General features: G+C 55.4%; 11 protein-coding genes. 7 read left to right on the forward strand and 4 right to left on the reverse strand.

Features of this window, described 5'->3' with window-relative positions; genetic code table 11:
- The first annotated feature begins 81 nt into the window (after nt 1–81).
- On the forward strand, nt 82–3,576 hold the full coding sequence (mfd, locus tag JUJ53_RS21850; RefSeq protein ID WP_204154134.1) for a transcription-repair coupling factor: 3,495 nt from the start codon (nt 82–84) through the stop codon (nt 3,574–3,576).
- Between the two features lie 139 nt (nt 3,577–3,715).
- On the opposite strand, the gene JUJ53_RS21855 is transcribed toward mfd, so the two are convergent.
- The 3 genes from JUJ53_RS21855 to JUJ53_RS21865 form a co-directional block, all read right to left on the reverse strand.
- The gene (locus JUJ53_RS21855; protein ID WP_204154135.1) at nt 3,716–4,597 is read right to left on the reverse strand and encodes a DMT family transporter; all 882 of its coding nucleotides are present in this window, start codon (nt 4,595–4,597) and stop codon (nt 3,716–3,718) included.
- An 85-nt stretch (nt 4,598–4,682) separates the two neighbouring features.
- A complete protein-coding gene (locus JUJ53_RS21860) occupies nt 4,683–5,270 on the reverse strand; it encodes a phycobiliprotein lyase (protein ID WP_239125266.1) in 588 nt (195 codons plus the stop codon).
- Between the two features lie 122 nt (nt 5,271–5,392).
- Nucleotides 5,393–6,319, reverse strand: a complete 927-nt coding sequence (locus JUJ53_RS21865) for a hypothetical protein (RefSeq protein WP_204154136.1) — start codon at nt 6,317–6,319, stop codon at nt 5,393–5,395.
- Between the two features lie 909 nt (nt 6,320–7,228).
- On the opposite strand from JUJ53_RS21865, the gene JUJ53_RS21870 reads away from it, so the two are divergent.
- The 6 genes from JUJ53_RS21870 to JUJ53_RS21895 all read left to right on the forward strand — a co-directional run bounded on the left by JUJ53_RS21870 (nt 7,229) and on the right by JUJ53_RS21895 (nt 11,553).
- A complete protein-coding gene (locus tag JUJ53_RS21870; RefSeq protein ID WP_204154137.1) occupies nt 7,229–7,747 on the forward strand; it encodes a phycocyanin subunit beta in 519 nt (172 codons plus the stop codon).
- 92 nt (nt 7,748–7,839) lie between these two features.
- Nucleotides 7,840–8,328 (forward strand): phycocyanin subunit alpha, encoded by a 489-nt coding sequence (gene cpcA / locus JUJ53_RS21875; protein ID WP_204154138.1) that lies wholly within the window; start codon nt 7,840–7,842, stop codon nt 8,326–8,328.
- A gap of 211 nt (nt 8,329–8,539) precedes the next feature.
- Nucleotides 8,540–9,412 (forward strand): phycobilisome linker polypeptide, encoded by an 873-nt coding sequence (locus JUJ53_RS21880; RefSeq protein WP_204154139.1) that lies wholly within the window; start codon nt 8,540–8,542, stop codon nt 9,410–9,412.
- 295 nt (nt 9,413–9,707) lie between these two features.
- Complete coding sequence (locus JUJ53_RS21885) at nt 9,708–9,959, forward strand: phycobilisome linker polypeptide (RefSeq protein WP_239125267.1); 252 nt, start codon at nt 9,708–9,710, stop codon at nt 9,957–9,959.
- Entirely contained in the window at nt 9,960–10,814 is an 855-nt protein-coding gene (locus JUJ53_RS21890; protein WP_204154140.1) for a HEAT repeat domain-containing protein, read from the forward strand. It begins immediately after the preceding gene.
- A gap of 76 nt (nt 10,815–10,890) precedes the next feature.
- Nucleotides 10,891–11,553 (forward strand): HEAT repeat domain-containing protein, encoded by a 663-nt coding sequence (locus JUJ53_RS21895; RefSeq protein WP_204154141.1) that lies wholly within the window; start codon nt 10,891–10,893, stop codon nt 11,551–11,553.
- A 196-nt stretch (nt 11,554–11,749) separates the two neighbouring features.
- Here the strand turns inward: JUJ53_RS21895 and JUJ53_RS21900 are convergent, their stop codons facing one another.
- A complete protein-coding gene (locus JUJ53_RS21900) occupies nt 11,750–12,379 on the reverse strand; it encodes a hypothetical protein (RefSeq protein ID WP_204154142.1) in 630 nt (209 codons plus the stop codon).
- Nucleotides 12,380–12,678: the final 299 nt, after the last annotated feature.

The raw sequence follows: 12,678 nt of genomic DNA on the forward strand, positions 1-12,678 counted from the left end.
GCAGCCTCCCCCAAGTTGTCTCCCCCTGCCTACAATAAGCAGAGAAGCTCACCTCACACATGCACGGACGTTTCCCTGGCTATGGCTTTCTCTTCCATTGTGCGGGCTCTGGGGCGATCGCCCCTCACCCAAGAATTTGTCACTAAACTCCAAAACCATCGCCATCTTTACCTCAACGGTGTAGCGCGATTGCCCAAGGGGTTAGTGGCGTCTGCCCTCGCCCAAGCCCAAAACCAACCGCTTTTGGTGGTCACCGCGACTCTGGAAGACGCCGGCCGCTGGGCGGTGCAGCTTGAGGCTATGGGCTGGCAAACGATGCATTTCTACCCCAGTTCCGAAGCCTCGCCCTACGAACCCTTTGATCCCGAGTCGGAAATGACTTGGGGGCAACTGCAGGTGTTGGCGGATCTGGTGGGTCTTAAGCATAAGCCCCAGTCGTCCCTAGCCATTGTGGCCACGGAGCGATCGCTTCAGCCTCACCTACCTCCCAAAGCGGCCTTCGAGCCGTTTTGCGTCACCCTGCAGCAGGGGATGGACATTAACCTCAAGGATCTGAGTCATCAACTGACGCGGCTGGGCTACGAGCGGGTGCCGCTGGTGGAAACCGAGGGGCAGTGGAGCCGCCGGGGAGACATTATTGATGTATATCCGGTGGCGGCGGAGTTGCCGGTGCGGCTGGAGCTGTTTGGGGATGAGCTAGACAAAATTCGCGAGTTTGATCCCGCCACCCAGCGATCCCTCGACAGCATTCCCCAACTGGTGTTGACGGTGACCACCTTTGCCCCCATCGTGTTGGAGCAGTTGCGGCAGTTGGGCAGCGATCAGGAGGTGCTGTCGCCCTACCTGTCGCCGGATGAGCTGGAGCAGGTAGAAACGGGCCATACCCTAGAAGGGGCGCGCCGGTTTCTGGGGCTGGCGTTCGATCGCCCGGCCTCGCTGCTGGATTATCTGCCGGAGACGACCCTGATTGCGGTGGACGAGCCAGATCAGTGCCGTGCCCATAGCGATCGCTGGCTGGATCATGCCGATGATCATTGGCAGGAGATGTTTGGCAACCATGCCGCGCCCCTGCCAAAACAGCATCGTTCGTTTGACGAATCTCTGGGGGCGATCGCTGCGTTTCAGCACCTCGATCTCAGTGAAATTGCGGAGGAGGGCCAGGGGGTAAACTTAGCCAGCCGTCCGGTGCCCACCCTGCCCCACCAGTTTGGCAAGCTGGCCGACGTGCTGCGTCAGGAACGCGATCGCCGCTTTGGCATTTGGCTGGTGTCGGCCCAACCGTCGCGATCGGTGGCATTGCTCCAGGAGCACGACTGCCCAGCCCAGTTTGTGCCCAATCCTCGGGACTACCTAGCCATTGATAAGCTGCAAACCCAGCACATTCCCGTGGCGGTGAAATATTCCGGCTTGGCGGAGCTAGAGGGCTTCATTTTGCCGACCTTCCGTCTGGTGCTGGTCACCGATCGGGAGTTTTTTGGTCAGCATACCCTGGCCACCCCCACCTACATCCGCAAACGCCGCCGGGCTGCGTCAAAGCAGGTGGATCCCAATGCGCTGCAGACGGGCGATTTTGTGGTGCATAAAAACCATGGCGTGGGGCAGTTTCTCAAGCTAGAAAGCCTGAGCATTAACAACGAGATTCGCGAATACCTGGTGCTGCAATATGCCGACGGCTTGCTGCGAGTGGCGGCGGATCAGGTGGGATCCCTATCGCGCTATCGTAAGGCCGGTGATGCAGCTCCCCAGCTCAATAAAATGAGCGGCAAGGCCTGGGAACGCACCAAGAGCAAGGTGCGCAAGGCGATCAAGAAGGTGGCCGTCGATCTACTGAAGCTCTATGCTCAGCGGGCCGAGATGCAGGGTTTCCCCTTTCCTCTCGATATGCCTTGGCAGGAGGAAATGGAGGACTCGTTCCCCTACCAACCCACGACGGATCAGCTCAAGGCCACCCAGGATATTAAGCGGGATATGGAAAGTCCGCGCCCCATGGATCGCCTGGTCTGCGGGGATGTGGGCTTTGGCAAAACGGAGGTGGCGATCCGCGCCATTTTCAAGGCTATTACCGCTGGTAAACAGGTGGCCCTGCTGGCTCCCACCACGATTCTGACCCAACAGCATTACCACACCCTCAAGGAACGGTTTGCCCCCTACCCCATTCAGGTGGGCCTACTCAACCGTTTTCGCAGTGCCGAGGAACGCAAGGAGATCCAGCGGCGGCTGGCCACCGGCGAACTAGATGTGGTGATTGGGACGCACCAACTGCTGGGTAAGGGCGTCACCTTCCGCGACTTGGGATTATTGGTGGTGGACGAAGAACAGCGGTTTGGGGTGAACCAAAAGGAGAAAATTAAGGCGCTGAAAACCCAGGTGGATGTGCTCACCCTGTCGGCAACACCTATTCCCCGGACGCTCTACATGGCCCTGTCTGGGGTGCGGGAAATGAGCCTGATTACTACGCCGCCGCCCTCCCGCCGGCCGATTAAGACCCACCTATCGCCCTATAACCCCGAGGTGATGCGCACGGCGATCTGTCAGGAACTAGATCGGGGTGGGCAGATTTTCTATGTGGTGCCTCGGGTGGAGGGCATTGAGGAGGTGGCCGGTCGCCTGCGGGAGATGGTGCCTAGCGCTCGGATTGCGATCGCCCATGGTCAGATGGTGGAAAGCGAACTGGAGGCCACCATGCTGGCCTTTAGCAGCGGCGAAGCAGAAATTCTCGTTTGTACGACCATCATCGAATCGGGCTTAGATATTCCTCGGGTGAACACGATCTTGATTGAAGATGCCCAGCGCTTTGGTCTATCCCAGCTCTACCAGCTTCGCGGCCGGGTGGGACGGGCGGGCATCCAAGCCCATGCCTGGCTGTTTTATCCTAAGCAAAGTCAGCTTACAGAAACGGCCCGCAAGCGCCTGCGCGCCATTCAGGAATTTACCCAGCTTGGCTCTGGCTACCAATTAGCGGTGCGGGACATGGAAATTCGTGGGGTGGGCAATTTGCTGGGGGCGGAACAGTCGGGGCAGATGGACGCCATTGGGTTTGACCTGTATATGGAGATGCTGGAAGAAGCGATCGCTGAAATTCGCGGTCAAGATATTCCTCAAGTGGACGACACCCAAATCGACCTCAACGTCACTGCCTTTGTCCCCGCCGACTATATTCCCGACCTCGACCAAAAGATGAGCGCCTACCGGGCCGTGGCCGCGGCCCAGTCCCGTCGCGAGCTGACCCAAATTGCCGCCGACTGGAGCGATCGCTATGGCCCTCTCCCCGGTGCCACCCAGCAGTTGATTCGGGTGATGGAACTCAAGCAAATTGCCAAGGGGCTGGGCTTTGCCCGCATTAAGCCAGAGGGCAAGCAGCATGTGGTGCTAGAAACCCCCATGGAAGAACCGGCCTGGCGACGGCTGCAGGAAAATCTCCCCGACCATCTGCGATCGCGCTTTGTCTACAGCAGCGGCAAGGTGACGGTTCGGGGGCTAGGAGCGCTGAAGGCCGAGCAGCAGCTTGAAAATCTGGTGACCTGGCTGTCTAAAATGCAGGGAGCCTTGCCGGAATTGGCCCTCGTGTCGTCTTAATCCCAGGATCTAATCACTATGACCCTAAGTGTTTAGTACTCTGAGGCGGAAGTAACCCGCTTAGGAGCTAAGGTGGAAACCCTTGTGTGCCCTAGACTTCCTTGTCGTTCTTCTGTCTTCGTTCTTCTATCTTGTGGCACTAGGGGCGATCGCTCTGTCCCGCTAGTTGACAAAGAAGGGTGGCCGAGAGGATGGCCGCGGCTCCTAGGATGCCCTGAATGCCCAAGCGTTCGTTGATCACCACAAAGGCAAAAATCGATGCCCATACGGGCTCTAGGGTGTAGATAATCGAGGCTTGGCTGGCACCCACAAACCGCTGTCCCCAGGTTTGCAGGACGGTGGTGAAGGCGGTGGTAAAAATCCCCAGATACATGAGGGCAGGCCAGGGTAGAGTTGGCCAACTGCTGGGCATGAGATACTCAGCTTGTCCTAGGAAAACCCAAAGGAGGGCGATCGCTGTGGTGCCCCAGAGCTGGGCTGCGGTCAGGGTGAGGGCGTTAAACGAGGGTGTATGAACTTCTAGCCGCCAAATGTAGAGGGTATAGGACAGGGCAGCGCCCAGCGTCCATAGATCACCGAGGTTGGGTGGTGTGCCGTCATAGGACAAGAGCCCAACCCCCAGCAAGGCCAGGCCAGCCCCAATCCAAAAAACTCGCCCCACCGATCGCCCCAGGAGCCAAAACAGGATGGGAATGCCCAGCACATACAAACTAGTGATGAAGGCGCTGCGGTTGACCGTGGTGTAGATCAGACCAATTGCTTGGGTGGTATAGCCGCCCATGATCCATAGCCCTAGCTCCAGCCCGACGCCGATTAAGCGGCGATCGCGCTTCAAAAAAGGCAAGAAACACAGGGCTGCAATGCCAAACCGCACCAGGGTGATTAAACTGGGTGGCACGTCAGCGATCGCTCCCTGTACCACCACAAAGGAGGTGCCCCACAGCAACGTGCCGCTGATCAATGCCAAAAGCCCCAGCAGGCGCAATCTGGGGCTAACGGGTAAGGTGATGGGTGTGGTCAATGTCTTGTCTCAGGTTTTCGTGAAGGACAATCCCGACAAAACAGCAAAACCTGTAACATCTCTGCACGGGGAGGATCGTATCGGCTTACCAACCCCAAACCGACGGCAGCGGTAGGCTAGGGCTAGCCGAGACCTCGGAGGATGCTGCTGGATCCAAGCGGGTTTCCGCACAAAACGATGCGGTGTTAAACCCACCAAATCGTTTCACGGTGCTGGTGCGAAAGCGGAGGTTGGGGTTGGCAAACCAAAAGCGTTCGACCGAACTCATGGTCTCGTATTCGGTAATCAAAATTAGCCCATCTGCTTCATCCACCTGATAGCGCCCGACCACCGGCACAATTTCCGCATAGCCGCGCTCGCGCAACATCTTGCCCTGGCTCGGATCCTCGGCATCGGGCACAATGGCAAACCCCGTATTGCCTTCGTGGTTTTCGCCTTCTTTATCCCAGGCCATAGAGCCATGCCACTGCACCGCCGCGCCACCGAGGGCTAGGGCTGGGTCAATATCATGCATCTCGCAGATGGCAATGACCTTGGCATCATCGGCAGCCAAAGCCTCTGCCTGAATCTCTAGTTCCCCTAGTTCAGTGCGTCGAAAGGGCAGGTGATGGGTGGTGCGCTGCGATCGCCACTGTCCTGCACTCATTCGAAAAAAATCCATTACGTCCCGCATGAACCGCTGCTCCTTCGATCAACAATACTGGCTGAATCACTGGCCCATGATCCAGGGTAGCAGTTCCAGGCTAGTGGGTTAAAGCCCTAGGACGAGGATCCTCAGCCCCTGGGCAGCGCGACCTAAAACCCTGATGAACGGGTAAAGGTGCGGGCTTGCCAACGGTTGAGATGGGACTCGGCTAAGTTAGCTAGGCTGCGTAGTCCGGCCATATCCCGCTGAAGCTGTTCAATGGTGGCTTGGTGTTGACGAGATTCCTGGGCGATCGCTGCATAGTCACGCTGGCGTAGAAGACACTCGCTGGTCTTTTCTTGAACCTGGTCTTGCAAGCCTTGCAAATGCTGATTGAGACGAGCGATCGCTTGATTTTGGCGCTCGACGGTGTGCTGAGTTTGCAGGTGTTCTGCCTGCTGTCGTTCTAATAGATGCTGAAGCTGGCCGACGTGACTGTGGGCATCCGCCAATGCCTGTTGGTGCTGTTCCACAATGGCTTGTAATTCGTCTCGTGCGGCCGCGATCGCATCCTGCTGTTGCACCTGCTGAGTTAACTCTGCCAAAGCTTGCTCTTGCTGCTTGACCGTCGCTTGCAGTTGATCCCGTTCCTTGGTGACGGCCTGCTGTTGCTGCAGTTGCTGGGTGAGCTGCCCTATCTGCTCCTGCATTTCGACGATTTGATAGTCCTTCGCCGTGAGCTTAGCTTGATGAGCATTCATCTCCGCACCATAGGTTTGGCATTTAGACTGATAGTCGCCAATTTGCTGGTGTAGCCGAGCTACCAGGTCTTGCTTCTGCCGGAGCGCCTCCTCAACTGTGGAGGTTGCTGACTGTTGCTCTGCTAAAGCCTGTTCCAGTTCCTGAACCCGCTGGCTCAGATCTAATGATGCCGATGCTGCTGATGACGACATCTCTGTATCTGTTGATACGGGCTCAGAGGAGGACGATACAGAGGCGATCGCGGCTGGAGCCACGTCTTGGTTCTGATCCTCGTCCTGTTTCTTTTCTACCTCGTCCGACCCTACCTCGTTCGATGCCGCAGAGGACTGAGCCACAGGGGGCTGCGATCGCGAACGTTGACCTTGTGCTGGTGTCGATGTCCCGGTTGATCCCCGACGATTAGGGTTAGATTTACTTCGCTTCCGCCGTGACATAGCTCGACCTCCAAACTCCAAAACATACCTATTTTGTCTAGGATAGCGGGCAGGATTGCGAATCTGGCAGAGACCTTAGCATTTAGTTAGCATCAGTCTCATGGGTCTAACTCATGGGTCTAGCGATCGCCCCTGGTTACCTATCGCTACCCATAGAGCTACCCAGCGATTTCCCAGCGATCATCGCCTAGCCAGCATCCTAGACATGACTCTAATAGTCGTTTGAGAAATTTCTCCTCCGGAAACTTTGTACTTTCTTAAGAATTTGCATTGCCTTAGTTTTAACCCTCAAGATCGCCAATTTTCAGAGATATTTTAGAGACATTACTTAATATTTGATTCATGAAGATTTGGTTTTTTCAGGGGAGATGATCGTCTATTCTGTTGTGGAAAACACAGACACGGGCTTTCATGCCGTTAAGAAATCAGTCGAATTCACGACAAGTCTTAACAACTTGTAAAGAACAAACACCCTGTAGGGGTGTATAAAGAAGTCTAGAGGGTTACGAAAAGTGGATGAGCACCAATCGGAACAACGCTTTCAGGGAGTCATACCGATCTCTCATGAATGCTAAAGTTTTTCTCAGATTTCACAAGATGTGACAGAAGATTATGCCTCACCGGGTCAGACCACTCGGTTTAGACCATCGGGGTTGATCAAGAAAAAGCGCTTGTGTCTGAGGCTAGATAAGTGCATAACTCAATTTTTTATCCCTCTACAACTATGCTGCTCAAACAGCTAGGCTGGTTTTTGTATATCCAGTTTTTTCAAATCAAGCTCAAATCGAGTCAATCTTTAGGAGATTTCTGATGTTTGACGCATTCACTAAGGTTGTTTCTCAAGCAGACACCCGTGGCGAATTCCTATCCACCGCACAGCTCGATGCTCTTGGCGCCATGGTTGGCGACAGCTTCAAGCGGATGGACTCTGTAAACCGCATCACCAGCAACGCATCCAGCATCGTTTCCGACGCTGCTCGTACCCTCTTTGCTGAACAGCCTCAGCTGATCGCTCCTGGCGGCAACGCTTACACCAGCCGTCGTATGGCTGCTTGCTTGCGCGATATGGAAATCATCTTGCGCTACGTGACCTACGCTATCTTCTCTGGTGATGCCAGTGTTCTAGAAGATCGCTGCTTGAACGGTCTACGCGAAACCTACGTTGCTCTAGGTACCCCTGGTGCTTCCGTGGCTGCTGGCGTGCAAAAAATGAAAGATGCAGCTCTTGCGATCGCTAACGACCGCGCTGGTATCACCCCTGGCGACTGTAGCGCTCTGATGTCTGAAATCGCTGGTTACTTCGATCGTGCTGCTGCTGCTGTTAGCTAATAGCGCCGCTTGCGCTGAGGCTCTTGCAGTCCCAGCGGGTATCCATACACGTTTGTTAGTAGATCTTGCAAAAATTAGGGAGATATTGATCGATGAAGACCCCTCTAACCGAAGCAGTAGCTGCTGCTGATTCTCAAGGACGTTTCCTGAGCAGCACCGAAATCCAAATCGCTTTTGGTCGTTTCAAGCAAGCCAGCGCTAGCTTGGAAGCTGCTAAGGCTTTGACCGCTAAGGCTGACCAGCTCACCAGCGGTGCAGCTCAAGCCGTTTACAACAAGTTCCCTTACACCACCCAAATGCAAGGGCCCAACTACGCTTCCGATCAGCGTGGTAAGGACAAGTGCGCTCGCGACATCGGCTACTACCTCCGCATGGTCACCTACTGCCTCGTTGCAGGTGGAACCGGCCCCATGGATGAGTACCTGATCGCTGGTATCGACGAAATCAACCGCACCTTCGAACTATCCCCTAGCTGGTATGTCGAAGCTCTCAAGTACATCAAAGCTAACCATGGCTTGAGCGGTGACCCTTCTGTTGAAGCCAACTCCTACCTTGACTACGCAATCAACGCGCTAAGCTAGGCGCTTATGTTTGCCCGGGAAGGCATGCAGTTGTTAGCTCAGGCTGATAATTGTTTGACTTTCCGGGCATTGTTGTATCTAGATCCGTTGAGATCAGGTACACAAGCCGTTGTAGCACCGTCCATTGGCGTAGCGTTAAGGTTATCTAGCCCAACCCTTATCGCCATAACTAGTTTTTGGGTGAATTGGTGTTTAATCAGGAGACAACACAGTGGCTATTACAACAGCATCCGGGCGCTTAGGTACGTCCGTATTTGCTTCGACCTCTCCCGTTGAGCTTCGAGCCAACTGGAGCCAAGATGATGCCAAAGCCGTCGTTCGTGCGGTCTATCGTCATCTTTTGGGGAACGACTATTTGATGAAGTCTGAGCGCCTTACCAGTGCCGAGTCCCTTTTGGTGAATGGATATATCACCGTTCGGGAATTTGTGCGCTGCGTCGCTAAGTCTGAGCTATATAAAGCGAAGTTTTTCTACTCCAACTTCCAAACTCGTGTGATCGAGTTGAACTACAAGCACCTATTGGGACGCGCTCCCTACGATGAGTCTGAAGTAATTGCTCACCTCGATATGTATGAGCAACAAGGCTTTGATGCCGATATCGACTCCTACATTGACAGCGAAGAATATCTAGCGAACTTTGGCGAGAACATTGTTCCTTACTACCGTGGGTTCAACACCCAGCGGGGTCAGAAAACAGTCGGGTTTACCCGGATGTTCCGTCTCTATCGCGGCTATGCCAACAGCGATCGCGCCCAGTTAGAAGGTAACGATTCTCGTTTGGCATCGGAACTAGCGCGCAATTCAGTATCGGCTGTCGTGGGCCCATCGGGTAGCCACGATGGTTGGGCATACCGCGCCGCCAACTCGGGCGATACCCCCAACAATGCTTTGGGTGGTGGTACTCCCTTTGGCTCCGCTGATCGGATCTTCCGCATCGAAGTCTCGGGCATGCGTTCACCTGGGTATCCCAGAACTCGTCGGAGCAGCACGGCATTCCTCGTTCCCTACGAGAAACTGTCTGCCAAGCTTCAGCAGATCAACAAAATGGGCGGTAAAGTCGCCAGCATTACCCCTGCTAGCTAAGCACAACGGGCGTGAAGAGTAGGAGAAGCGGCATCTGTGGAGTCTAGCGGCCCATTGCTTCGACATCACAAGCGAACCCTGAACCATCGCGGTATCATGGATCCGTTGCTGATGCCGCATTCATCCTACTCCTATACGTTAACATAGCTTAATACAACTGCCGGTTTTCACCGGATAGCCAGGGCAGGGGTGTCCCTCGCCTAGGCTGGGGTAGGTGCTGTGGTGAATCCCTTAGCGATCGCGACGCTAGGCAAGCTACGGCAGTGTTACTTAACCAGGAGAGATCTGAATTATCATGCTTACTGCATCCGCAATTGGTGGTTCTAGCACACCCTCAGGAAGTCGTGTGTTTGTTTATGAGGTTTCTGGCCTGCGCCAGACCCGTGAGAATGATAAGAACGACTACCCCATTCGCAAGAGTGGCAGTACTTTTATCAAAGTTCCCTATGCTCGCATGAACGATGAAATGCGTCGGATTGCTCGTATGGGTGGACAGATTGTCAGTATCCGTCCGCTAGACGCTGATGATGCATCTACGGACGAATAAATGAGTGTCTCTTCAGACCAAGATTCTGGACTCAGGTCTTCGGCTGAAACGGCAGTCGATGCGGGTTCACTCACCATGGAACAGGCGATCGCTAATCTGCAACAGCGCCAAGATTTGAGCTTGCGCTACTACGCAGCCTGGTGGTTAGGCAAGTTTCGGGTGAGGGAGCCCGCTGCTGTTGATGCCCTGATGGCAGCTTTAGATGATGAAGACGATCGCGCCCCTGATGGTGGGTTTCCGCTGCGACGCAATGCGGCCCGCGCCTTGGGAAAGTTGGGCGATCGCCGAGCTGTACCTGGGCTAATCACCTGTCTCCGTTGTGACGATTTTCATGTCCGCGAAGCGGCAGCTCAAGCCTTAGAGCAACTGGGCGATCGGTCTTGCGTGCCAACCTTGACGGCCCTCCTCACCTCACAGGTCGGCAAGTCGTCTGGGCTAGGTCTCGATCAACCCTACGATTCGATCCTGGAAGCCTTGGGTACCCTGCAGGCCACCGAGGCGCTGTCAGCCATTCAACCTTTTTTAGATCACGATATTCCCCGGGTGCGCTACGCGGCGGCCCGAGCCATGTATCAGCTAACCCAAGAGGCGGCCTACGGCGACCTGCTGGTGGCCTCCCTCCAGGGGAGTGACCTACAGTTGCGACGCTCGGCTCTGATGGATCTAGGTGCATCGGGCTATGTGGCAGCGGCTCCAGCGATCGCCCAGGCCTTGGCGGAAAACAGTCTTAAATTAATCGCGTTGCAGGGATTGCTAGACCATCAGCTCCAGAGCGATCGCTCTCCGGCAACCCAAGACTTGGCGCTATCGGACACAGCCTGTGAGCTGCTGAGCTTGATGGATACCTTGCTCTAATTGCTCTAATCTTCCCCTTTCCACCTAGGCGGCAGCCCAGCCCTTGGGTATGGTTTTTCCAGGACTTTTTCGTCGTATGACCCTTCCCCTATCTCCTTCCTCCAATGCTCAGGCGCTGATTCAGGCGGTGGAACAGGCGACATCTCCGGTGGCGCTGCTGCTGGCGGTGCGATCGCTGGCGGAGTTGCGATCGGTTGACGCTATTCCAACTCTGATTCAAGTGTTGGGCTATAACAACCCCGGAGCCGCTGTTGCTGCCGTGGATGGGTTGGTGAACCTAGGCGATCTAGCTGCTCCGGTCATCCTGGAACAAATTGACGGCTACAACTATGGTGCAAGGGCTTGGGCGATTCGGGCCCTATCGCGCATTGGGCACCCTGACGCTCTCGATACGTTGACCGAAGCTGCCCGTCAAGACTTTTCCCTAAGCGTCCGCCGGGCGGCGGCCAAGGGGTTGGGTACGCTCCGATGGGCTGTGCTTCCCCCAGACCAACAGCGTCCAGTGCAGATGCAGACCTTGGAGACCTTAACGGCGGTCTGTGCCGATGGGGAATGGGTGGTGCGCTATGCGGCGATCGCTGGCCTGCAGGCCCTAGCAACAGTGCTTGATCCCGCCGATTCGGCCGTGGCTGATATTCGCCGTCTCTTGCAGCAGCAGGCGGCTACCGACGAAACCCTAGCGGTGCAGGCGCGGGCGCTGTGGGCTCTACAGGCGATCGCTCCCGATAGCAAAGCCTAATGTTAGGGCTAGGTAACAATCCCATGATCGAGGGACAGCGGTCTAGAGGACGCGCCTCATGTCCAGCCTCAATCAACTATCAACCAACCAACAACAACAAACCGCCCCCGCCTGTAGTGATGGCGTGTGGGGCGGTTTGTCGATGAACCAGCAGGTGTAGATAGATTCCGCAGACGTGTGTTTGAAAGGCAGGGGCTTAGGAGGGGTTGGACTCTGAGCGAGGCATTTGGGCGATGGAATAGCGGGCGATCGCCAAGCTGAGGCGGGCTTGTTCGATGCCAGATAATTCTGTCCAAGCGGCACAGCGCATGGTTCGTAGGGCAGCTTCTAGGGAATCAGAGTTGGAGTCCCGCATGGCATAGGCATAGGGACGGGCAAGCACCTGCCAATCTTCGTTGGCCATGGTGGGCAAACAGTCTTGCACACATTGAATCAGTTGCTCTTCAAGGGCCAGACCGCTAGCCGCGACTCGCTGGGCCACCTGAATAATGTGATCCACGATTGTCTGGGGGACATCTACAGAAAGGGCTTGGTGGATGCGGCTCTGGAGGGTTTCTGCCATGGAGGGGTTGGCAGTAGACGCCCAGAGCTGCTCCATCACTTGTCCTAGGGATTCAGCCCGTTGATCCAACTCATCCGACCAGCCGAGAGCGATCGCATCTTGCTCTAGGTGCTCGAAGTAGGCGTCTGACTCGGGTGCAGCCGGATTCCAAGGATAGACGGATGCTTCAGCATCTTCTTCGAAGGGAGTCGTCTCTAGGAATAGGGCCAGAAGGTCTAGCTCTGCTTGGTAATGCATGTTGAGGGATAGGGAATTGCCTGCCATGAATCTGCTCCTGCGTGGGTTAGTGGAATCTAACATCGGTATCTACAAGCGCGATCGTGCCCGTTCCGCACAACCTCGTGAACCGATTAGAATTTTTGATCCAAAAGGCGAGGACAGCCTCTCCCGTAGCGCAGCTCTGCTCAGATTTTACTCCCACCTAGCCCTAGATGCCTACCTATTTTCTAGGAAACAGCCGGTTGATAAGCAACGAATCATGAACGTTTAGGCAGGATATGTGTTCGATGACCGGATGGCGATGGATGACAGGATCCCTTAATTGAGGTCGATATGAGGTCGAT

The organism is Leptolyngbya sp. CCY15150 (assembly GCF_016888135.1).
Taxonomy (GTDB): domain Bacteria; phylum Cyanobacteriota; class Cyanobacteriia; order RECH01; family RECH01; genus RECH01.

Coding starts and splice junctions, on each gene's coding strand:
- cpcA (WP_204154138.1), top strand. CDS start 7,840: ATGAAGACCCCTCTAACCGAAGCAGTAGCTGCTGCTGATTCTCAAGGA.
- JUJ53_RS21860 (WP_239125266.1), bottom strand. CDS start 5,270: ATGCGGGACGTAATGGATTTTTTTCGAATGAGTGCAGGACAGTGGCGA.
- JUJ53_RS21870 (WP_204154137.1), top strand. CDS start 7,229: ATGTTTGACGCATTCACTAAGGTTGTTTCTCAAGCAGACACCCGTGGC.
- mfd (WP_204154134.1), top strand. CDS start 82: ATGGCTTTCTCTTCCATTGTGCGGGCTCTGGGGCGATCGCCCCTCACC.
- JUJ53_RS21885 (WP_239125267.1), top strand. CDS start 9,708: ATGCTTACTGCATCCGCAATTGGTGGTTCTAGCACACCCTCAGGAAGT.
- JUJ53_RS21900 (WP_204154142.1), bottom strand. CDS start 12,379: ATGGCAGGCAATTCCCTATCCCTCAACATGCATTACCAAGCAGAGCTA.
- JUJ53_RS21890 (WP_204154140.1), top strand. CDS start 9,960: ATGAGTGTCTCTTCAGACCAAGATTCTGGACTCAGGTCTTCGGCTGAA.
- JUJ53_RS21895 (WP_204154141.1), top strand. CDS start 10,891: ATGACCCTTCCCCTATCTCCTTCCTCCAATGCTCAGGCGCTGATTCAG.